Here is a 22,240-nt window from a genome sequence, read left to right as displayed (position 1 = left end):
CTGTAAAGCCCCTATCCATACTTACCGTTTGAGATTAACTAACTCCTGCAGCATTTCATCTGCCGAAGTAATAATCCTGGAGTTAGCCTGAAAACCCCTTTGCGTAATAATCATCTCGGTGAATTCCTGACTTAAATCCACGTTGGACATTTCCAGCGTATTGGATCGCACTCCACCCATTCCACCGGTGTTAGCTGTTCTAATTACAGGATCACCGGAGTTAACTGATTTTGCAAACATGGTACTCCCGACTTTGAGCAGTCCCGGTGGATTCTCAAAACGCGCCAGCGCGATTTGACCCAGCTCTCTGATTAAACCGTTGGAGTAACTGCCGATCAAAATGCCATTCTCATCAATTGAGATGCTGTCAAGGTCACCTTTGGGAATGCCAGTCTGCATAGTTACGGCAACGCTTGTCTCATCAGCGTATTGGCGCACTCCAGTTAAGTCCAATGTGAACTCAACATCAGTGTTCTCCACTAATGCAAGCAGTGAAGCGGGAATAGTTACTGTGCCGGTCTCTCCGGATGAAATGGTTCCATTATCATTAAAGACAATGGTTCGCTCATTTGGATCTGCCGGACCCAGCTCAGTATTGGTTCCATCTCCTTCCAGAACTGCACTCCAGGTCCAATTATTGACGTCTGTTTTGGTAAAGCTGATAATAACCCGGTGCGTATCGCCGTTGGCATCATAAACAGTGGCTACACGAACTATTGACTCGTTGGCCTCTGTGGTTGAAGCGACATTGCCGGACAACGCTACCTTGTCTGTTGCGGTTGGCGGCAGCGAGCGCATCTGCTCAGTAATCTGCAGTTTGCTCAGGTCACTAGTGTTGCTGGAAATCTTGCCGTCAGGACCGGGAAGATAGCCCATCAGCGCAAATCCGTTTAGCTTGGAAATTAAGGTTCCGGTGCCGTCAAACTCAAACATACCGGCTCGAGTATAGAACTGCTGCTCACCGTCGGTAACAATAAAGAATCCGGTACCTTCAATTGCCAGGTCAGTGTCGCTGCTGGAGGCTTGAGTTCCGCCCTGAGTGTGAATTACATCGATTGAACCTAATCCTGCCCCGAGTCCAACCTGCTGGGCATTGGTACCTCCGCGGTTACCTTGAGGTGCGGTGGCATTCAGCAGTGTTTGGCTGAGGGCTTCCTTAAAAGTAGCACGGGATGTTTTATACCCGACTGTATTGACATTTGCAATGTTGTTTCCGATTACATCCATCTTCACTTGATGGCTCTGCAGTCCGGAAACACCTGCAAATAACGAACGCATCATAAATAAATCTACCTCCCTTTATCCTTACCGCTGTCGTTTAGTAAGGTAAGGGCCCCCTTTTCAGGTCCAGCCCTATGATATTACTGCACTGTCAATGTTGGTAAAAACATTGTCTTTTAAGCGTTCATGATTGATCGCCGTAATTACAGTTTTATTGGCTACACTAACCACGAAAGCTAGATCACGCATAAGAATCAAGGATTCTCTGCCGCCTTTAGCTTCAACCTTAGCTACGGCGTCTTCTAATTGTTTCATGTCTGATTCACTCAACCTAATACCGTTAGCTGCCATCCGCTTTTGAGCATGCGCGGAAAACTTCAGCGAAGGCTCTGTCAGTTTTTGCTGCAAAACTTGGTTAAAGCTCGTGGTCTGCTGACCGGGTGCCTGCTGCGACCGCTGTGGCGCGGGGCGTCCAACCGGTCTGATGTGCATTCCGTTCGGTATTTGAAATCTGTTATCCAATCTCTGTCCCCTCCTCCATGATGGAGACGATTTCGGTGAAGCTGTACAGCTTACCATCAACAACAACTTCCGGCCAGCCATTCTTGAACTGGACACCAGTCACCTTACCAAAGAGACTTTCACCATTCTCAGCGTAAATCTCAACCATTTTGCCAATCATCGTTGTTGCTTGGGCAAGGGCTGTCAGTTTCTGCTGCGACTCCATCATCGTCTGCATAGTCTGGTTGAGGTTCTGCATCTGCTCGAGACTGCTGAACTGGGCCAGCTGAGCAATAAACTCTTTATCATCCACCGGACTGGTTGGGTCTTGGTAGCGAAGCTGGGTGATCAACAGCTGTAGAAAATCATCTTTACCCAGACTGTTAACATTAAACATGGACTGGTTGGTGTTTGTTTTCTGAGTCTCTGTTGCGGAGTTAGTATAATTAGTTCCTACCTGCATCTATTCACCTCCTTCTACGCTCGCAGATTAATCTGCAGCAGACTGTCATGGTCTGCCTCAGGCTCAAACCCGAGATTTAGTTCGGAGTAATACCTGCTGCGTCTGCTCTGGGAATGCTGCTGCCTGCCGTCGCTGAACTGGCGTGAGTTATCATTGAAATTGAATCCCACATTCACTTCCCCCAAATTCATTCCCAACTGCTGCAGGCTCAGCCTAAGCTGCGGCAAAGCTGCCTGAATCAGCTCACCGACCATTGGGTTCTCCGCGGTAAATTCAGCTGTTACCACTCCGCTCTCCAAGGTCAGCTTAATGTTTAAACTGCCCAAGTAATCCGGCTTAAGCTGAATTTGGACTTCATGGCCACCGTTATTGACTCGAAATGAGAGCCGTTCAACAATCTGTGAAATAATGGGTTCAGCATTTTGAATCATTTCTGCGCCAGTATTATCCACAGACTGCGCGTCACTGACTACTGCGTCGTTTACCGCTGGATTAAAGCTTATTTCCACTGGCTCAGCTGCCTTCGGTTCATAAGTCATGGGTTCTGCAGGCTGAGGTTGTCTTGCTGCTCTCACAGCTGAAGCTGTCAAAAGTTCTTGAGAAGACTCGTGGGACGTCTGCATTTGTTCTTCTGCTGTTTCCAAGTTACCGGAAATAGCTGGCAACTCTAGCTCTTCAGCTGGATTTTGAGGCTCAGCAGAGATATCCCGTCTCTCGATTGGTGATTTCAGCTGCTCTTGAGTTTCGGCAGCACTTGCTGATTCCTCTGGACCAGCAAGAGTCTGAACTTCACTAAGAACAGGTGCGCTTTCCACCAGCTGTGCAGGCTCTGTGGGAGCAGAAACAGCTGTTAGCTGCTCAGATTCGCTGCTGTGCTCAGCTGAGCGATGCTGTTCCAACGCTGCCGCTGGTTGTTTTTCCGGAATGGTTTCAATTTCAGTTAATAATGGTGCACTCTCGAGTTCAACCGGAGCAGATTCTGACACAGCTTGAATCGGAGTATCTAATTGATAGTCTGTTTGGGAAGCTGAATCGGTTTCATATTCGACTAGTGACTCCCTTGCAGTTTGAGACCTGTTCTGTTGTGCTAATCTCGGCTCAGGATCCTGCTCTGGTATAGGCTGCGGCAAAACTTCAGCATCCGCAGCTAGTTCCATCGGCTCAAATTCGATCTGCACCCCTGCTGCCTTAAGTTCATCCGTTTCCAAAAGCGGTTTTTCTTGGGATGTTTGAAACGCAATCCGGTGTTCTGGTTCCGAGCGGCTGGCTTCCAAAACTGCTGTTTCTGGTCTAATCTTGACGCTTGGAGCGGTTACTGCTTGGGTATTTGACCTTATTTCGGCAGCTTCACTTCCTTGTTCGCTGTTAAGAGCAGTTGGTACTGGCTCAACCTGATTCTGGAACAAGGATGCTGCGGCAGTAAGCTGCAGCAGGAGATTTTCCTCCGGCTCAAGCTCAAGGTCAAAGTTTAAGTCAAGGTCAAGATTCTCATCGAGTTCAATCTGCTCAGAATCCGCGAGCGACAAAAGTAACTTCAGCAGTTTGGCGTTTTGATGCTCTCCCTTGTTAGTTAATTGAGACAGGGTTTCCTGCAGTTGGAGAGTCTCCTCTGAATTGACCAGCTTTGACAGCAGCTCATGGAACGCATTGCTGTCAAGCGCTGCGGTGTCAGTTGGCTGGGTGGTGCCCAGCTGAAGCAGATTTAATGCATCTACCCGTATATCCTTCACCCCCTTTCCCTGTTAACGAAATTTAGCACTTAACTGCGCTGCCATATCCGGAGGAAGGGCAGCTAAGATTACAGCTGCGGTTTCATGATCCATTGCAGTCAGAATATCTAAAACTAAATCCTGCTCCATCAGCTGCAGGATCGCCACAGCTTCTTGGGGACGCATTTGAGTATACAGCTGAGCTAAATTGGCTGTATTCAGCTGTTTTTCTCTAGCGGCTGCCAGAGCTTCTTCCTGGCGGTCGAGGCGGTCGCTGAGTTCCTCGAGCTGGCGCTGTTTAAGTTCAAGCTCGGTCCGGATTTGTTCAAGCTCCAGTTTCTCCGCTTCCAGCTCTGCTTGGCGCTGACCGTGCCATTTCTCCCAATCCGCCCCAATATAATAGGTTTCAACATATGGCGCTAACGCCGGTACAGATTGGGCGTAGCGAATTAAGGTGTCTTGGGGATGGATGGTGCCGGTAAAAGTAAGAATTACCAGCGCTATCAGTACGGAAATAATCAGCGTATAAATTGCAGTCAGCCATTTAACCACAATCCATCCTCCTTAAATTTGAGCTGCGTTGTTTTTCATGTCATCTAGTAGTTTTTGTTCTGCGCGCAGTTCCTCTTGCACATACTCTTCATAGTGTTTCTCTTCCAGTCGCTCCAGTTTCTCCTTCTCCTGGCGTGCCAACAACCAGATCTGCCGCGCTTTGGTTTCGGCTTGAGCAGCTTTTTGAACTGCCAATTCTTGAGCTTCAATCAGGCGGTCAAGCTTTGCTAAATAATTGTACACTGCTGTTCTCAAACTCAAATCTACCTGATTGTAACCATAATTAAGTGTTTCTGTCTTGACGGCTTTCAAATTGGTTAATTTCTGCTTTTCCAGATTTAAAGCATTTTGAGCTTGGGCCCAAAGCGACTTTTTCTGGCTTTCTTGAATAGTTCTAACCCGCTTTACTTTTTCGAGGCGAAATATAAATCTAGCCATGATCTATCCCTACTTTAACGGCTTTCCATAGCATACTGCAGCATTTCTAAAGCTTCTTCCCAGCTGGAACCTTTATCAGCGGGCTGCTGCAGATACTGATTGATGCGGTCAATATGGTGAATCGCGTCGTCAATTCTCGGATTGGCACCTTGGGAATAGGCACCAATATTAATCAGATCCTCCGCTTCGCGATAGGTTGCTAATCGGGCTTTAAACAAGCCGGCTAGCTCCAGATGGCGGGAATCAACGACATCAGTCATCACCCTGCTCACACTGGCTAAAACATCGATGGCTGGATAGTGCTGAAGCTGAGCTAGTTTTCGCGACAGAACAATGTGTCCATCTAAAATACTGCGAACCGCATCGGCGATTGGTTCGTTGTGGTCGTCGCCATCAACTAGAACTGTGTAAAAGGCTGTAATAGTGCCGTTTTTGCCTGGTCCGGTCCGCTCCAAAAGCTTGGGAAGATTGGCAAATACTGAAGGCGTATAACCTCTGGTAGCCGGGGGTTCTCCGGATGCCAAACCTACCTCCCGCTGAGCCATAGCATAGCGAGTCACCGAGTCCATCATAAACAGCACATCACGTCCGCAGTCCCGAAAATACTCAGCAATCGTGGTAGCTGTTAACGCTCCGTTCAGTCTGATCATCGCCAATTGATCTGATGTGGCAACTACCACTACTGAGCGGGCCAAGCCTTCTGGACCTAAATCTTTCTCAATAAACTCTCTAACTTCTCTGCCCCGCTCTCCGATCAGTCCAATCACATTGATCTCGGCTGTGGTATTGCGGGCCATCATGCCCAACAGCGTACTTTTACCGACACCACTGCCGGCAAAAATACCCAGACGCTGTCCTTTACCGGCGGTAAGCAGGCCGTCTATGGCTCGCACACCAACTGATAAAGGTTCGCGGATCATCTGCCTTTCTAAGGGCTGAACCGTGCTGTTGGTTAAAGGACGGTATTCTTCAAATTCAATCGGCCCCAATCCATCGATTGGATTGCCAAAGGCATCCAGAACTCTGCCGAGCAGCTTTGGCCCGACTCCAACCCTTAAAGGATGGCCTAAGCTGCGAACAAAGCATCCCGGTCCAATGCCGGTCATATCTGACAGCGGCATTAGGATAATCGTTTGATCGCGAAACCCCACTACTTCGCCATAAATCTCACTGCCGTCATGGGTAGAAATCGCACATACTTCACCCACATTCGCCGCCGGTCCCTGGGATTCAATCGTCAAGCCAACAATTTTGGTTACTCTGCCGATCTGCTCCAAATCATTGAAACTGTTCAGAACGCTGCTGTAGTGCCCTAAGCGTGCATTATTCAGCATAGATCTGCTCCTTTAGGGCAGCGCTCAGTTTCGCAAAGCGGGTATCAAGACTGGCGTCCACGGCTCCAAATTCTGTTTCGATGATACAGTCTTGTCTGGCTAGGGCAGGATCGCTTTCCCAGGATATTTTGCCGCTGAAAATATCAGCAAATGAGGTTGATTCGGCAAGGATCTCATATGTATCGGGATTGACTCGGATTGTAACATACTCATGATTAGTCAGCTGTTCCAGACCAGCGCGAAGGGTTGGAACCAGCCAAGCAGGGTCTGATTCAATTTCCCTCTTGATTAATTTTTCGGCTACAAGGACCCCAAGCTTTAGAAAATCTTCTTCCAGCCGGTTCAAAGCTGCGCTCCGCTCTTTGACTGCAGCCTCGATAATAACTTCCAACTCAGCCAAAAACTGTTCGGTTTTCTTGTTCACATCTTGGTACGCATCATCCAGCCCTTCCTGGTAGCCAGCGGCGTACCCATCCTGCTGGGCTTGCTGGATCAGCTGATCCAGCTCATTTTCGAGTTTAGCCTTCTCCGCTTCAGCTTTCGCAATGATCTCTTCAGCCTGCTGCTCAGCCATCTCAATAATATCGGCGGCTTTCTTTTTAGCATCGTCAAGCAGGTTTGCTGCTTGGAGAATTGTTCCTTCAGATTGCTGGGTCATTTCACTGCTGTCAGCAGAAATCACGGCTTCCGGGCGAAAAATTTGGTCACTTTTGTCCGGAACTAAGATCTGCAGTTGAGCAGCTTTAATGATCTTAGACAATCAGTTCATCCTCCCCACCGCGCGAGATAATCAAATCTCCCGAATCCTCCAGGCGCCGCACAACTGATACTACGCGGGTTTGGGCTTCTTCGATATCCCGCAGACGCACTGGTCCCATAAACTCGATATCCTCTTTGAGGAGATTGGCTGCGCGTTTGGACATATTGCGGAAAATCCGATCAGCCACTTCTTCGGAAGCTGTTTTAAGCGCTAAAGCCAAATCTCTCGCATCCACTTCACGGATAATCAGCTGAATTGCCCGATCGTCCAGGGTAACAATGTCTTCAAATACAAACATCCGCTTGCGGATTTCCTCAGCCAGCTCAGGATCATCTTCCTCCAAGGCTTCCATAATGGTTTTCTCAGTAGCCCGGTCAACCTGATTGAGGATATCAACTGCAGCATCAATGCCGCCGGCAGCTGTGTAATCGTGAATCTCGTAAGCGGATAAACGCTGTTCTAATGTACTCTCAATATCTTCCAGGACCTCTGGAGTTGTGCGGTCCAGGGTGGCTAACCTTCTAGCCACGTCTACCTGTTTTTCCGGGGGAAGCGCAGATAGAATCAAACTAGCCTGCTCCGGCCGTAAATAAGCCAGTACCAGCGCTATTGTCTGTGGATGCTCATTTTGGATAAAACTTAAAATTTGCGTGGGTTCAGTCTTACGGGCAAAATCAAAAGGTCGAACCTGAAGGGTAGCAGTCAATCTTTCAATAATTTGACGCGCTTTCTCTTTACCAAGGGCCGCTTCCAATACTTCCTTGGCATAATTAATGCCACCCTGCTCCACATATTCCTGCGCCTGCATCATTTCACTGAACTCACTTAAGACCCGCTGGCGAATCTCCGGGTCTACTCTGCGCATGCTGGCGATCTGCAGAGTCAAATCTTCAATCTCTTCATCAGACAAGTGCTTAAAGACCTCTGCAGATGCCTCGGGCCCTAAGGAGATCAGTAAGATAGCTGCTTTTTCTCTTCCAGATAATTTTCCTCTCATTGTACATCTCCTTAATCATCTAACAGCCAACTTCTGATCATCTGAGCAAACTCTTTTGGACGTTCGTTGGAATACTGCCGCAAACGCCGCATTACATCGACTTTTTCTTTTTCTTCCAACGAGAGTTCCTCGTCTGGTTCATCAACAGCAGCAGCAATCTCGATGCCCTGCTCTAGTTGGCTTTGAGATTTTTGAATTCGGATTTGACGCAAGATCACAATTACCAAAAACGCCACCAATACGCCAATAATCACTAGATACAGCCAAGATGACTCGCTGCTCAAAGCAATAACTTCCTCGCTGGAGACAAAACTGAAATCAGACTGAAACGGCACTGCGGCCACCGAGACATAGTCACCCCGGTCTGTTTTCATTCCTAAGGCTCCTGCCACCGATGCTTCAATCGCATCTATATCTGCTTGAGACAGCTCACCATCGATCCAAATGGAAACACTCATATTTCTTATGCTTCCGGCAGGCGTTGATTGGTGGATTTCAGTGCGGTTGAGCTCATAGTTAATGATTGACTCCAGCCGCATAACCCCGCCCTGCTCAGGATCGACTTGGACATAGCCGGGGATATTAGTCTCAACCCCGGGAACTCCCGAGGCAAGCAGATCATCAAAGTAATACTCATTGAATCGCTGTTCACTGCGAATTAAACCGCCATCGCGAGTGGGAGCAGAATAAATCTCCTGATACTGCTCAATAACATCAAAATCAAAATCCACACTAACCAGGGCCACTACTTTGCCGTAACCGTAAACCCGCTCCAGCATTGCCCGGATATTAGCCGCTAGCTGCTGCTCGTAAGCGGATTTCATTTCCAGACGCTGGCTGACAGCGCTGCTATTAATTCCATTTGCACTGGAAAAGTCATTAAGAACATTACCGCGGGTATCAACAATGGTGATGTTTTCGGGAGCCAGCCGTTCAACACTGGTTGCCAGCAAATGAGCAATACCACGAATCTGCTGTTGAGAGAGGGATGTTCCTGGTTTTAAACGCAGTAATACTGAGGCTGTCGAAGGTTGTGTATCGCGAACAAATAAGCTGCTGGGCGGAATTACTAAATGGACTCGCGCATCCTCAATTTCATCTAAAGAACGGATCGTGCGCGTAAGCTCTCCTTCTAAGGCGACACGATAGCGCAGCTGTCGATCCGCTTCTGTTTCACCCAGTCGAGTGGTGTTAAATGTTTCAAATCCGACAACTCCACCGCTCGGCAGTCCTTTGGCTGCTAAGGTGATTCGAGTCTGATAGACTAAATCAGATGGGACCAGAATGGTACTGCCGTTGTCGCTGAGACTGTAATCAATTCCGTTCTCTGCTAGGGTACTTGTTATTTCGGCAGCATCGGACAGGGACAAGCCGGTATACAGGGGTTGATAATCCGGTCCGGACAGCACTGCTATTAGAATCAAGGATATAAAAGCAGCCAAAACGATTACGCCACCGGCTATTCTGGTAGGCAGAGATAGATTGTTCCAAGTGTTTTTTAACGAAGATATTAGTGTCTCCATTTTATTCTCCTTAATCTACCTAAACTTGCATCCGCATTATTTCTTGATATGCTTCGATTATTTTGTTTCTGATTGCCATAGTCAGCTGCAGCGCAAGATTCGCCTTCTCAGCTATAATAAGCGCGTCATGAATCTCCATCTGGCCTGAAGCCAGCATAACAGCGGCTTCGTCAGCCTGCCAGATGTGATCATTTACGGATGACAGCGCGGATTTCAGCAGGTCGCTGAAATCTGTCTGATTCCTAACCTCATTCCCAGAACGAGGCAGCTGATGCTGATTAATACTCGCTATCTCACCATGAATCTTCATCTATTCATCGCTCCTATCCGCGTCCTATGTCCAACGCTTTCAATGCCATTGATTTAGCTGCGTTGATTGCGGTAATGTTTGCTTCATATGCCCGGGTTGCGCTGATTAAATCTACCATTTCCGTGACAACATTGATATTGGGCATTTCCACATATCCATCGGCGTTTGCATCGGGATGCTGCGGATCATAAACTAACCGAGGAGGAGAAGGATCATCAACAATACCCACTACCCTCACTCCATGGCCCACTTTTTTAGCTTGTCCTTTGCGGCTGTCAGTTTGAACCGCTTCGAAAACTGCCATCTGTCTCCGATACGGACCCCCATCTTCAGTTCTGGTAGTGTTGGCATTGGCCAGATTATTGGCAATAGTATCCATCCGCACCCGTTCGGCAGTTAATCCGGAACCGCTGATTCGAAAAGAATCAAACATACCCATTGAGCTTATCTCCCTTCTCCAATTACTGAACGCAGTAAGCTGAGCCGGCGCGTTATTACATCAGTCATGGCTTGGTAATGCAGTTGATTTTCAAGTATAAGTACCATTTCCCGATCCATATCGACATTGCTGCCATCATTGCGCATCGAGGTGGTGCGATCTTGAACTATCTGGATGGAACCGCGTTTGCGGATACTGGGTAAATGGCTTTTGTGAGTTGTGGTGATAGGAATTGTGGTTGTCTGCTGGAAAATAGCAGAAAAATCTACATCAGAGCGGCGAAAATTTGGTGTGTTGGCGTTGGCAAGGTTGTTGCTCAGCACCTTATGGCGCAGGTTGGCTGCGTCAAGCCCCTGGGACATCAAATCGACCAATTTAAACATAGCCATACCCTCCAACATAACTTTTGCTTATTTATGGCATACATTTCTACAATTTGCTGTAAGAATCCTCCAAAACACGAAGATTTCATAGGAAATAAAATAGAGCAGTCCCAATTTGACTGCTCATCTCGAAAATGCTCTCTATTTAACGACTCAGCGGGTGCGGTGCTTGGCCAGTTCTTCTAAGAAAAAATCGTTCAGGACACGAATGTAAGTACCTTTCATACCCAGAGAGCGGGACTCAATTACACCGGCGCTCTCTAGTTTCCGCAGCGCATTAACGATTACGGAGCGGGTAATGCCCACACTGTCCGCGATTTTACTGGCAACCAGCAGACCTTCTTCACCATCAAGTTCGTCAAAGATGTGCTCAACTGCTTCCTGCTCTGAAAATGAGAGCGTGCTGATGGCAATTTGACAGGCTGCTTTTTTGCGGACCTCATCGTCAAGCTTGTCAGATCTGGATCTGACAATTTCCATGCCGACTACGGTGGCAGCGTACTCCGCTAAAATCAAGTCAGCGTCGGTAAACTCCTGATCGGTTTTGGCGATAATCAGAGTGCCAAGCCGCTCTCCCCCACCTGCTAAAGGTACGATAGTGATGTTTTTGTCAGCAAAGGGACTGACTACATCCGGGTTGTAGATTGTTTGGTCTGACCCTTTTTGGTTGGCGCTGGTAATATCGATTTTTAAAAGCTCCTGGTTAAAGTCAGCAGATAAGCTGCCCTGGGTTAAAACTTCATCCTCCATTACACTGGTCCCGAATGCTGCATGGACCGCAGATCCCAAAAGTTTGCCTTTTCTGCTGAATACATAGACTGTCGCTTCCATCACTTCGGAAACTAACTTAGCCATTTCATTAAAATCTACTTGGTATCCAACGGATTGTTGGATTGTTCGATTGATTCGTCTAGTCTTTTCCAATAATGTTTTCATATCTCTAAATGCCTCCAATTCGTAAGTAATATCCTGCTATAAAATATACCTGCTTAAATCGCGATCAGCGACGATTGAACTTAACTCTTTTTCAACATAAGCTCTGTTTATGGCAACATGCATTTCTTCTTGATCAGCTTCAAACATCAAGTTTTCCAGCAGGCGCTCTAAAACGGTGTGAAGCCTGCGTGCTCCGATATCTTCTGTATTCTGGTTAACTTCCTCTGCGATAGCGGCAATTGCGTCGATTCCATCGGGGGTAAACTCGACTTTGATATTCTCTGTTTTCATTAACTCACAGTATTGTTTAATTAATGCATTTTTTGGCTCAGTTAAGATTCGTTTAAAGTCTTCCCGTTTCAGACTGGATAATTCTACTCTGATCGGAAAACGTCCCTGGAGCTCAGGAATGAGGTCAGATGGTTTTGCGGTGTGAAATGCCCCCGCAGCAATAAAGAGAATATGATCGGTTTTCACAGGGCCATATTTAGTCATGACTGTACTGCCTTCAACGATAGGCAGTATATCTCTCTGCACACCTTCCCGAGAAACATCAGGTCCGGACTGGAATTTGCCTGCGATTTTATCGATCTCATCAAGGAAAACAATTCCAGACTGCTCGCACCGCTCAACAGCTTCGGAGGTAATCGAATCCATGTCAATCAGCTTGTCAGCTTCTTCTTGAGTCAAAATTTTCCTCGCTTCCCTGATCGTGGTGCGGCGTTTGCGGGTCCGTTTCGGCATCAGTCCACCTAATGCATCCTGAAGCGATGAACTGACATCTTCCATACCTGTGCCAGCGAAAACTTCGAAAAGCTGAGGGGCTTGATCCTCAACTTCGATTTCAATGATATTATTCTCTAATTCGCCCAGTTCTAGCAGTTTGCGATAGCGTTCTCTTTCAGCGTTGAGTTCCTCGGATGTCACTTCTGACGGTTCGGGTTTAGTTTCTGTTTGAGCTGTACTGCCAAATCCAAACATTATTCCAAAAGGATTAGCCTGCTTTTTGCCGCCGGGCCGTGGTACCAGGATATCTAAGATCCGCTCATCGGCAGCCCGCATTGCTTTTTCTTCAACCGCTTTAATCCGCTCAGCTTTCACCATGCGAACTGCTGAGTCAACTAAGTCCCGGATGATTGATTCCACGTCACGGCCGACATAGCCGACTTCGGTAAACTTGGTCGCTTCCACCTTGATAAAAGGCGCGTTGGCGAGTTTGGCCAATCTCCTGGCGATCTCAGTTTTTCCGACACCCGTCGGTCCGATCATTAGAATATTTTTCGGCATTACTTCATCCCGAATCTCCAGCGGCAACTTGCTGCGGCGGTAGCGGTTGCGCAGTGCGATTGCTACCGCCTTTTTGGCTGATTGCTGTCCCACGATGTACTTGTCAAGTTCGGCTACTATTTCTTTTGGAGTAAGTTCCACTCTCACCGCCTCCCTTCTGCATCTGGTAATTCTGCCACGTTGACCTGATCATTAGTGTATACGCAGATATCCGCAGCAATTTTCAATGCTTCCAGAGCGATCTCACGAGCCGAAAGCTGTGTGTGCGCAAGAAGGGCTTTGGCTGCCGCAAGAGCGTAGGCTCCGCCTGAGCCAATGGCCATAACGTCTTGATCCGGCTCAATGATATCTCCTGAGCCGGAAATTAAAAGCATTTTCTCCGCATTAGCGGCAATAATCAGGGCTTCTAAATTGCGGATTGCCCGATCGGTCCGCCATTCTTTGACCAGCTCTACGGCTGCACGCTCTAGATTACCCCGGTATTCTTCCAATTTGCGTTCAAATCTTTCAAACAAAGTAAAGGCATCTGCAGCGGCTCCTGCAAATCCAACTAGGACCGTATTGTTGTGGAGCTTGCGAATTTTGTTGGCCCCATGCTTCATAATCATATTTTCCCCAAAGGTTACCTGCCCATCGCCAGCCATAGCGATTTTCCCATCTCTGCGTACCGCTGCTATGGTTGTGGACCTAATCTGTTTCATATAGACCCTCCTTTAAACTATCTAGTATTTATGCGCGAGGGTGAGCTTTGTTGTACACGGACTTAAGTTTGCTTTGGCTGATGCGCGTATAAACCTGTGTCGTTGATAGACTCACATGTCCTAACAGTTCCTGCACCACCCGCAGATCTGCACCAGCATCCAGCAGATGAGTAGCAAAGCTGTGGCGCAGACTGTGGGGTGAAATATTTTTAGCTATCGCTGTTTTTTCAATGTGCTTATCTAACAGGTATTGAACACCCCGCTGGCTTAAGCGTTCGCCGCGGTAGTTGACAAAGAGAGCAGTTTCATCGGGCTTGGCCAATTGGGGACGGCCATCCTTCAGATAAGCGGAAAGAGCCTCCACAGCATACTCGCCGATCGGCACAATCCGCTCCTTGCGTCCCTTGCCAAAAACCCGCACATACTGGAATTTCAGATCAACTTTATCTACATCCAAAGCTGTTAACTCTGACAAGCGTATTCCCGCGGCATACAGCAGCTCAAAAACCGCCCTATCCCGCAGTCCGAGCGGAGTGGATGGGTCGATGCTTTCCAAGAGGACATGGGCTTCGCCCACGCTTAATACTTGGGGCAGCCTTTTCTCCTGCTTAGGAACCTTGACCGCCAGGGTTGGATTAGATTTGATATGTCCGAACTGCGTCAAGTATTGATAAAAACTGCGCAGTGCCGCCAGCTGTTGGGCAGCGCTGCTGCTTTTATAACCTCTGCGGCGCAGTGCAGCCAGATAGTCGCGAATCAGATGGCGGTCTACTTCCCTGAAATCGAGCTGCCAGAATTCTGTCACGAAATCCAAAAACGCACTCAAATCGCGTTCGTACGCCTTGAGTGTATTCTCAGACAAATTCCGCTGAACCCGCAGATACTGCAAGTAATCGCTGAGCACCTGATCCATTAAAATAACCTACCCTCTGTAAAATAGGCCAGAGCGCGGTCGGCATAGGCCTGCTTGCGGGCAAGCTTGTTTTTAACTTTTTCTTCAAGCGGCGGCAGAATACCAAAATTGGCATTCATAGGCTGAAAATCCTCACCCGCAGTGGTGATATACTTCGCCAGCGCTCCGATCATAGTTTCTTCGGGAAACGCAATTGGAGGCTGACCGTTTGCTAAACGGGCAGCGTTGATTCCCGCGGTTAGACCGGATGAAACACTTTCCACATATCCTTCTACACCTGTAATTTGACCAGCCAGGAATATCTGCGGATGGGAACGCAGCTGATAGGTGCGCTCTAAAATCTTCGGTGCGTTGACAAAGGTATTGCGGTGCATTACGCCGTATCGCACAAACTCGGCGTTCTTAAGGGCTGGTATCAGACGGAAAACTCGTTTCTGCTCGCCCCACTTCAGCCTGGTTTGGAAACCAACCAGGTTAAACAAGGTCTTGGCGGTGTTCTCCAATCTCAGCTGCACCACCGCGTAGAGTCGGCTGCCGTCTTTATCAGCTAAGCCGACCGGCCGAAGGGGTCCATATCTCAGCGTTTCGATTCCCCTGCGGGCCATAATCTCAATGGGAATGCAGCCTTCAAAGACCTGGAGATCCTCAACTCCTTCATGGAGCGGAGCCTGTTCTGCGTTTACCAGCTCATGCCAAAAATGCTCATACTCTTCCTTGCTCATCGGACAGTTAAAATAATCGGCTGTTCCTTTGTTGTACCTTGCTCCCCAGAACCCTTGGTCATAATCAACGGAATCGCCAGTTACAATCGGTGCTGCCGCATCATAAAACGACAGCTGCTTACTTCCGGTAAGCTTCTGAATGAGCTCGGTCATAGCCGGTGAAGACAGGGGACCGGTGGCAATCACCACAACCCCCTCGGGAAGCTCGGTGCACTCTGATCGGATTAGGTTAATGCGTGGATGGTTTTCCACAGCTTTTGTAACCAGCTCTGCAAACTGGTTGCGATCAACCGCCAGGGCACCGCCGGCTGGAACTTCACACTGATAAGCTGCTTTTATAATCAAAGAATCAAGCTGCATCAGCTCAGCTTTCAGCAGCCCGCCTCCACTAGTAATCTGTTTTCCACCTAACGAATTGCTGCAGACCAATTCAGCCAGTTTACCGGTGTGGTGAGCCGGCGTAAATTTATGCGGACGCATTTCATACAGATCAACAGTAAGTCCGCGCTCGGCTATCTGCCAGGCTGCTTCACTGCCTGCCAGTCCGCCACCAATTACACTGATTCTCATCGACTGCTTCCTCCCGGGCAATCTTTGTTATCACAGACAGGATCCTGGTTCTGCCGCTTAATTACCATCAGCTTTCCGCAGTGGGGACATTTCTTGTCCACCGGTCGGGACCAGCTGGAAAACTCGCAATCCGGATAATTTGAACATCCATAAAATAACCTGCCCCTTTTGGTTCTGCGTTCGACGATATCTCCGTCATCGCAGTCAGGGCAAGGCACACCTATCGTAGATAATAGTGGTTTCGTGTTCTTGCATTCCGGATAATTGGGGCAGGCTAAAAACTTGCCGAAGCGGCCCCACTTAATAACCATATACGCTCCGCACTTATCGCATTTTTGATCGGAGACTTCGTCTTCAATTTCAATTTTTTCCAGCTCCTGATGGGCTTTTTCCAGATGCTGAGCAAACTCCTGATAAAATTCATCAATAATTTCAACCCAGTCGGCTCTCCCTGCTTCTATGTCATCAAGTTTCTGTTCCATAGAAGCAGTAAAATCTACATCAATCAGCTCAGCAAAGTTTTCTTTAAGAATTTCAACTACAATTTTACCCAGTTCGGTCGGTTTAAAGCGTTTGTCCTCCAGTTCCACGTAACCCCGGCGAAGAATAGTATCAATAGTAGGTGCATAAGTGCTGGGCCGTCCAATACCCTTTTCTTCCATAGTTTTAACAAGCATTGCCTCTGTATAGCGGGCCGGTGGTTGGGTAAAGTGCTGTTTCAGCTCGAGTTTTTTGCAGACCAAGTTTTCCTTCTCGTTTAAGTTAGGCAAAGCGCCTTCTTTTTCTTCATTCTCGTCACTGCCTTCAACATAAATCTGCATAAAGCCTGGGAATTTTAGGGTAGAACCAGTTGCCCGGAACAGATAGTCGCCAACCGCAATGTCTGCTGATACGCTGTCGTATACTGCCGGAGTCATCTGACTAGCCACGAAGCGCTCCCAGATTAAGCGGTACAGCCGCAGCTGATCGCGGTTGAGATACGGCTTAACTGCCTCAGGCGTTCTCAGCGCACTGGTAGGACGAATTGCTTCGTGGGCTTCCTGCGCCTGATTTTTAGATTTATATCGATTGGGCCGCGCCGGTAGAAAGTTTTTACCGTACTTGCTGCTGATCATCTGGCGAACCTCAGTCACTGCTTCGTCTGCCACTCTAACCGCATCAGTACGCATATAGGTTATTAATCCTACGCTGCCTTCATCACCAACGTCTAGGCCTTCGTATAACTGCTGAGCAATATGCATTGTTTTCTTAGCTGTAAAGTTCAGTTTGCGAGCAGCTTCCTGCTGCAGTGTGCTTGTTGTGAACGGCGGTGAAGGATTGCGTTTCCGCTCTTTCCTGGTGACTTTTGCAACAATCCAAGGAAGATTCTGAATATCGCTCTTTACCTTCTGCGCTTCCGCTTCGTTATGCAGCTTAATCTTTTTATTTTTATACTGGATTAGTTTTGCTTCAAACAGTTCTCCAGCCTGGTTTTGCAGAATCCCTGTTGCGGACCAGTACTCTTCAGGAACAAACGCCTCAATTTCTGCTTCCCGGTCGCAGATTAGTCTTACAGCAACCGACTGCACCCGACCGGCGCTTAAGCCTTTTTTAACCTTAGCCCACAAAAGCGGCGAAAGCTTGTAACCGACAATGCGGTCCAAGATCCTTCTCCCCTGCTGAGCAGCGACCAGATTATCTGCAATCTCCCGTGGATTTTTGATTGCGCTGGTAACGGCCTGCTTTGTAATCTCTCTAAACTCAACTCGGCATTTATCCTCATCAAGTTTGAGGGCTTGGGCTAAGTGCCAGGCAATCGCCTCACCTTCTCGGTCCGGGTCCGTTGCCAGCAGCACGCGATCTGCTTTTTTCGCTGAGTTTCTCAGCTCCTGCAGAATACTCCCCTTGCCTCTGATCGTAATGTATTTCGGTTGGTAGCCGTTTTCAACATCTACGCCAAATTGACTGCGAGGTAGGTCTCTGACATGTCCCATTGATGCTTTGACTGTGTAGTTTCTGCCTAGGAATCTTTTGATTGTCTTTGCTTTAGTCGGTGATTCGACGATAACCAGAGATTTTGCCACATTTTCACCCCCTATTTGACTCTCCAACCATTCCCTACTATTATAGTAGTTTTATGCTTATAATGCAAATATTTAGTTCCTTTACCAGCAATATTATATTGTATCTTCTAATAAACCGTCCAGCTCCAACATTGTCATGATATGCTGGATCTGACGGACTGGAAGACCGGTAAGCGCGGAAATTTTCTCCGGTGAGCAACCCTGCAGGTAATATTTAAGCACAGTTTTAGTGGAATGGTCAAGCCGCTTTTCGATTTCACCACCCAGTTCAGGTATGCTGTTAAGAATATCTTCAGGACAATCAACCAGCCCTGCTCCTTGTTTAATCAAGGCATGGGTTCCCTGGCGGAGGGGTTGCGAAATATCTCCGGGAATCGCCCATACATCCCGCCCAATTTCCAGACCGGCGTCAACTGTAGATAATGTTCCGGATTTTAAACCGGCCTCAACTACCAATATACCTCTGGAAAGAGCTGCGATTAAGCGATTGCGCCTAGGAAAATGATTGGGTTTAGTGCGGCTTGTGCTGGGAAATTCTGTGATCAAACAGCCGCTTTGGGCAATTTTTTCAGCCAGTTCGCGGTTCTCCGGTGGATAGATGACATTGATGGGAGTGCCCATTACAGCTGCTGTGTAGCCGTTATCCGCAGTCAGTGCACCTCTGTGGGCTTGGGTGTCGATGCCGCGGGCTAGACCGCTGATAATCGGTAGCCCCCTTTCTGCTAGCCTAGCAGCAAAACTATAAGCCTGTGTCTTTCCAGTCTGAGTAGCTTTGCGGGACCCAATAATAGCTATTCCCATCCGCTCAGGAAGCGTACCCCGGTAATACAACACTGGTGGCGGGTCAGCGAGGTTGTGGAGCCAAGCAGGATACTCATTATCATCCCAGGTGACAATCCGGGCTGCATGCTTCCGCGCCCAGGCAGTTTCCTGAGCCGGATCAATGTGATTTCTGCTCTCTACAAGCTGCGCAGCTAGTTTCGGACCTAAACCGGGCACCTTAATCAGCTCCAGGTAAGAGCTGCTCCATGCCTTTTCCAGGGTGCCAAAGTGGGAGATCAGCGCTTTCAGCCTTCTTGGTCCAAAACCTTCCACCATGTTAAAAGCAATCAGGTATTCACGCGAACATTTCTGCAAAATATCCCCTCCCCAACTAATCATCGTCACTTCCAAAAGACTGTTCTACCAAACTGTCGAGGATCTCCCGCAGTTCTTCTTCCCATTTCAGCTGGTAAATTCTCAGATCAAGCTCGTGAACAATCGCGCCTGAGCTGCAGTTTGTGCAGACGATTCCGTAGATATCACCGTTATGGGCCCTGATGCTGTGAGGTGTATCCACACCGCAGAGCGGACAGTTGAATATACGCGTGCTGCCGATATCAAAATCCATATAGAACCCCTTCCCAAGATGTCTCTGCTGTTATAATTCCAAAACCGGGGTGAATATATGTTAGTGCAGGATTTTCCCTGTTATTGAAGAATTCCAAATATTAGAGTTAAAAAAGGAGGTTCTGGCATGGTCACAGTAAAAAGTGCCGCAGTGCTTGGTATCCAAGCTGTACCAATCGATGTGGAGGTGGACATTCGCTCCGGTCTGCCGGGCTTTGAAATTGTGGGCATGGCAGGATTGTCGGTCAAAGAGAGCCGAGAACGAATTCGCTCTGCCCTGAAAAATTCCGGTTTCACTTATCCAATGCATAAAATCATTGTTAACCTGGCGCCGGCGGATCTGAAGAAAACCGGTACGCTGTATGATCTGCCGATTGCGATCGGCATTTTGGCGGCTACCGGTCAGCTCCCTCTAGAAAACCTAGCGGACTATCTTGTTGTTGGCGAATTGTCTTTAAACGGTGAGCTGAGGGCTATTCCAGGATTAATCAGTATTGCAGAGCTGGCTCAGGAGCAGGGCAAATCTCTCCTTATTCCAGCAGCAAACAGCCAAGAAGCTGCTGCTGCCTGCAGTCGAGTCTATCCGGTCTCGAGTCTTAGTCACGCATTCTCCTTTTTAAATAACAATATCAATATTCCGCCAATTAAACAGGCGGCGTACGTGCCTAGCGTTCCCAGCGGGCCAATGGGAATTGTTAAAGGCCAGCAGATTGCCAAGCGGATGCTGGCGATTGCTGCTGCGGGACATCACCACGCCCTGCTGGTTGGTCCGCCCGGAACCGGCAAAACGCTGCTTGCCCGTTCGGTGCAGAGTATGATGCCACCCCTTTCCAGAGCTGAAGCAGTTGAAGTAACCAAAATATACAGCTCAGCGGGCCTGCTGCCGCCGAACTCGGGACTGATCACCCAAAGACCGGTCAGGATGCCTCACCACAACATCACCAAAGCCGGTTTATTAGGCGGTGGTACTAACATTCAGCCAGGTGAAGTTTCCCTCGCCAGCAGCGGAGTATTAATTCTCGATGAACTGTTGGAATTTAAAAGTGACGTGCTTCAGGGTTTAAGAGAACCGCTGGAAGCAAAGAAAATCACAATTGTTAGGGCTAATGAACGAGTTACATATCCGACCAAATTCCTGTTGATCGCTACCACAAACGCGTGTCCATGCGGATATCTCGGCGACCCCTATCATGAGTGCCGCTGCAGTCACAGTGAGATCCACCGCTACCAGAAAAAACTGATGGGACCGCTTTTGGATCGGATTGATTTGTTTACTTTTCTAGAGCCCCTTAAAACCGAAGACTATTACAATGACCATGATCCTAGTGAAACAATTCCGCTTAAATCATGCCATCCTAATGGCTTACTCAGCGATGAGGAAGTGCAGAAAATCCAGCTGTCTGCAGCGGTGAAGAATCTGCTGGACAAAGCGCTTCAGCGGTTGCGGTTATCCGGCCGCGGCTACTACAAAACCATTAAAATAGCAAAAACAATTGCTGAGTTGGATGGGATGTCCGAAATCCAACCGTACCATGTCGGTGAAGCGCTTCGTTACCGCTGGGAGGCAATGAATCTCTTTTGATTAATTCTCCATTGCCCAGGCCAGATCTTGTTTGGCGATCTTTAAAACCAGGGATGTGCCTGTATCTACAATCCAGGGAATTTCATTGAGTTTCCCAATTAAAAACTCGAGCAGAGCGTCATTGCTCGGCACAACGATTTCAATAATAATATCGTACATGCCGGTTGCGACCGCGACATAGCGCACTTCAGGCATATCCTTTAAACGCACAATTGTATCTTCAATCCTCCGGCGCTCTACACTCAGGCCAACTAAGGCAACTGTGTGCATGCCAACTTTTTGAGGATCAGTAATACCAACAATCTGCAGAATGTTTTCGTCCATCATTCGCGCTACCCGGCGCCGGATTGTCCCTTCAGCAACGCCTAACTGATTGGCAATGGTCAAAAACGGAACTCGGCCGTCTTCTTGGAGTATCTGAATAATACTGCGGTCAATATCGTCCAGTTCAACTGCTGACATGAGCATCACCTCCTGATTGTTCCTCCTGATCAAACGGACTCCAATTGTAAATCTGCTTGTGAATCTCAAGTACAATCGAAGTCTCGGTGCTCTGCACACCCGGAATTAACGCCAGCTTTTTATTGAGAAGCTGAACCAAACGCTCTCGATTCGGCAGCACAGCCATGGCTACAGCATCGTAACTTCCGGTTGTGATCACTAAATAGCGGAGTTCATCGAGCGTACTCAATTCATTGATTACCGCTTCTAACCTGCTCCGCTCAATTTTCATCCAGATAAAAGCTACAGTATCCAACCCTACTTTGAACGGATCAGTTACCCCGGCGATTTTGAGAACCCCGTTTTCTTCTAGTCTCCGAACTCGCTTTCTAATCGTGCCTTCTGACACATCCAGTTCTTGAGCCAAAGTTACGTAGCTAGTTCGGCCATCTTCCTTCAAACGCTGTAAAATCCCGCGATCTAAATCATCAATCTGCAACGTAATCCCTCCTCTGCGCTTGATTCAGTTCCTTTTTTTTGACTTGCACATAATCCTTTCAACGAAAATCGTAAAATTCCTCTCTCGTTATTATATTTGTGGCAATAAAAAATCCAGTGAGTAATCTATACTGGAGGTGAGTTTTATTGAGCGATGTCTATGAGTTAGCTCGATTGATCCACGCAGAGGCTGAAGGGGAACCGTTTATCGGCAAGGTTGCGGTTGGAGCAGTAGTGATGAATCGGCTCAAAGATCCCCGCTTTCCCAATTCAATTAGAGAAATTATTTTTCAGCCGCAGCAGTTTTCCCCGGTCTCCGATGGCCGCCTATTCAGCATTACCAAGCCCCATCCTGATTGTGTTAAAGCTGCAGAAATGGCAATGGCTGGCGCTGATCCGACCGGTGGAGCACTTTTTTTCTACAATCCCGATAAAGTCAGCCCAACATCCTGGATCCGCTCCCGAGAAATCATCTATTTAATCGGAGACCATGTTTTCTGCGTTTAAA

25 protein-coding genes are annotated in these 22,240 nt (G+C 48.0%); 2 read left to right on the top strand and 23 right to left on the bottom strand.

The features are described from left to right. Positions 1 to 21: 21 nt before the first annotated feature. The 21 genes from GX019_08950 to GX019_08850 all read right to left on the bottom strand — a co-directional run bounded on the left by GX019_08950 (position 22) and on the right by GX019_08850 (position 19,212). Positions 22 to 1,281 (bottom strand): flagellar hook protein FlgE, encoded by a 1,260-nt coding sequence (locus tag GX019_08950; protein HHT37284.1) that lies wholly within the window; start codon positions 1,279 to 1,281, stop codon positions 22 to 24. 72 nt (positions 1,282 to 1,353) lie between these two features. After that, positions 1,354 to 1,713 (bottom strand): hypothetical protein, encoded by a 360-nt coding sequence (locus tag GX019_08945; protein ID HHT37283.1) that lies wholly within the window; start codon positions 1,711 to 1,713, stop codon positions 1,354 to 1,356. A 22-nt stretch (positions 1,714 to 1,735) separates the two neighbouring features. Further along, positions 1,736 to 2,185, bottom strand: a complete 450-nt coding sequence (gene flgD, locus GX019_08940; protein HHT37282.1) for a flagellar hook assembly protein FlgD — start codon at positions 2,183 to 2,185, stop codon at positions 1,736 to 1,738. 14 nt (positions 2,186 to 2,199) lie between these two features. Continuing rightward, positions 2,200 to 3,915 carry a hypothetical protein gene (locus tag GX019_08935; protein HHT37281.1) on the bottom strand — a complete coding sequence of 572 codons (1,716 nt, stop codon included), beginning with the start codon at positions 3,913 to 3,915 and terminating at the stop codon, positions 2,200 to 2,202. 12 nt (positions 3,916 to 3,927) lie between these two features. Continuing rightward, the gene (locus GX019_08930; protein ID HHT37280.1) at positions 3,928 to 4,446 is read right to left on the bottom strand and encodes a hypothetical protein; all 519 of its coding nucleotides are present in this window, start codon (positions 4,444 to 4,446) and stop codon (positions 3,928 to 3,930) included. Between the two features lie 12 nt (positions 4,447 to 4,458). After that, entirely contained in the window at positions 4,459 to 4,884 is a 426-nt protein-coding gene (gene fliJ, locus GX019_08925; protein HHT37279.1) for a flagellar export protein FliJ, read from the bottom strand. A gap of 14 nt (positions 4,885 to 4,898) precedes the next feature. After that, complete coding sequence (gene fliI / locus GX019_08920) at positions 4,899 to 6,218, bottom strand: flagellar protein export ATPase FliI (GenBank protein ID HHT37278.1); 1,320 nt, start codon at positions 6,216 to 6,218, stop codon at positions 4,899 to 4,901. Beyond that, positions 6,208 to 6,978, bottom strand: coding sequence for a hypothetical protein (locus tag GX019_08915; GenBank protein HHT37277.1), 771 nt, complete (start codon positions 6,976 to 6,978; stop codon positions 6,208 to 6,210). Before GX019_08915 ends, fliI begins: the two co-directional genes overlap by 11 nt. Continuing rightward, complete coding sequence (gene fliG / locus GX019_08910) at positions 6,971 to 7,975, bottom strand: flagellar motor switch protein FliG (protein HHT37276.1); 1,005 nt, start codon at positions 7,973 to 7,975, stop codon at positions 6,971 to 6,973. The genes GX019_08915 and fliG overlap by 8 nt, the downstream gene beginning before the upstream one ends. Positions 7,976 to 7,986: 11 nt before the next feature. After that, a complete protein-coding gene (gene fliF, locus GX019_08905; protein HHT37275.1) occupies positions 7,987 to 9,498 on the bottom strand; it encodes a flagellar M-ring protein FliF in 1,512 nt (503 codons plus the stop codon). Positions 9,499 to 9,517: 19 nt separating this feature from the next. Then, entirely contained in the window at positions 9,518 to 9,808 is a 291-nt protein-coding gene (fliE, locus tag GX019_08900; GenBank protein ID HHT37274.1) for a flagellar hook-basal body complex protein FliE, read from the bottom strand. Between the two features lie 13 nt (positions 9,809 to 9,821). Further along, on the bottom strand, positions 9,822 to 10,247 hold the full coding sequence (gene flgC, locus GX019_08895) for a flagellar basal body rod protein FlgC (GenBank protein HHT37273.1): 426 nt from the start codon (positions 10,245 to 10,247) through the stop codon (positions 9,822 to 9,824). 5 nt (positions 10,248 to 10,252) lie between these two features. Continuing rightward, positions 10,253 to 10,630, bottom strand: coding sequence for a flagellar basal body rod protein FlgB (gene flgB, locus GX019_08890; GenBank protein ID HHT37272.1), 378 nt, complete (start codon positions 10,628 to 10,630; stop codon positions 10,253 to 10,255). A 153-nt stretch (positions 10,631 to 10,783) separates the two neighbouring features. Continuing rightward, entirely contained in the window at positions 10,784 to 11,566 is a 783-nt protein-coding gene (gene codY, locus GX019_08885) for a GTP-sensing pleiotropic transcriptional regulator CodY (protein HHT37271.1), read from the bottom strand. A gap of 36 nt (positions 11,567 to 11,602) precedes the next feature. Then, entirely contained in the window at positions 11,603 to 13,000 is a 1,398-nt protein-coding gene (hslU, locus tag GX019_08880; protein ID HHT37270.1) for an ATP-dependent protease ATPase subunit HslU, read from the bottom strand. Further along, a complete protein-coding gene (hslV, locus tag GX019_08875) occupies positions 12,997 to 13,554 on the bottom strand; it encodes an ATP-dependent protease subunit HslV (GenBank protein ID HHT37269.1) in 558 nt (185 codons plus the stop codon). Before hslV ends, hslU begins: the two co-directional genes overlap by 4 nt. A gap of 28 nt (positions 13,555 to 13,582) precedes the next feature. Further along, positions 13,583 to 14,467 (bottom strand): tyrosine recombinase XerC, encoded by an 885-nt coding sequence (xerC, locus tag GX019_08870; GenBank protein ID HHT37268.1) that lies wholly within the window; start codon positions 14,465 to 14,467, stop codon positions 13,583 to 13,585. Further along, positions 14,467 to 15,759, bottom strand: a complete 1,293-nt coding sequence (gene trmFO / locus GX019_08865; protein HHT37267.1) for an FADH(2)-oxidizing methylenetetrahydrofolate--tRNA-(uracil(54)-C(5))-methyltransferase TrmFO — start codon at positions 15,757 to 15,759, stop codon at positions 14,467 to 14,469. Before trmFO ends, xerC begins: the two co-directional genes overlap by 1 nt. Continuing rightward, positions 15,756 to 17,822, bottom strand: coding sequence for a type I DNA topoisomerase (gene topA, locus GX019_08860; GenBank protein HHT37266.1), 2,067 nt, complete (start codon positions 17,820 to 17,822; stop codon positions 15,756 to 15,758). Before topA ends, trmFO begins: the two co-directional genes overlap by 4 nt. A gap of 93 nt (positions 17,823 to 17,915) precedes the next feature. Next, entirely contained in the window at positions 17,916 to 18,959 is a 1,044-nt protein-coding gene (gene dprA, locus GX019_08855; GenBank protein HHT37265.1) for a DNA-protecting protein DprA, read from the bottom strand. A 16-nt stretch (positions 18,960 to 18,975) separates the two neighbouring features. Beyond that, entirely contained in the window at positions 18,976 to 19,212 is a 237-nt protein-coding gene (locus GX019_08850) for a hypothetical protein (protein ID HHT37264.1), read from the bottom strand. Positions 19,213 to 19,338: 126 nt separating this feature from the next. Between GX019_08850 and GX019_08845 the strand changes: the two genes are divergently transcribed. After that, positions 19,339 to 20,793 carry a YifB family Mg chelatase-like AAA ATPase gene (locus GX019_08845; protein HHT37263.1) on the top strand — a complete coding sequence of 485 codons (1,455 nt, stop codon included), beginning with the start codon at positions 19,339 to 19,341 and terminating at the stop codon, positions 20,791 to 20,793. Here GX019_08845 and GX019_08840 read toward each other — a convergent pair whose 3' ends face one another. Together GX019_08840 and GX019_08835 are read right to left on the bottom strand one after the other, a co-directional pair. Then, the gene (locus GX019_08840) at positions 20,794 to 21,255 is read right to left on the bottom strand and encodes an Lrp/AsnC family transcriptional regulator (protein HHT37262.1); all 462 of its coding nucleotides are present in this window, start codon (positions 21,253 to 21,255) and stop codon (positions 20,794 to 20,796) included. After that, a complete protein-coding gene (locus tag GX019_08835) occupies positions 21,242 to 21,733 on the bottom strand; it encodes an Lrp/AsnC family transcriptional regulator (protein ID HHT37261.1) in 492 nt (163 codons plus the stop codon). The genes GX019_08840 and GX019_08835 overlap by 14 nt, the downstream gene beginning before the upstream one ends. Before the next feature lie 236 nt (positions 21,734 to 21,969). Here GX019_08835 and GX019_08830 point away from each other — a divergent pair, with 236 nt between their 5' ends. Continuing rightward, positions 21,970 to 22,239, top strand: coding sequence for a cell wall hydrolase (locus tag GX019_08830; GenBank protein ID HHT37260.1), 270 nt, complete (start codon positions 21,970 to 21,972; stop codon positions 22,237 to 22,239). Position 22,240 lies beyond the last annotated feature (1 nt).

The organism is Bacillota bacterium (assembly GCA_012837335.1).
GTDB lineage: Bacteria > Bacillota > Limnochordia > Darwinibacteriales > DTU012 > DTU012.
This window is presented reverse-complemented; position numbering and strand designations above follow the sequence as displayed.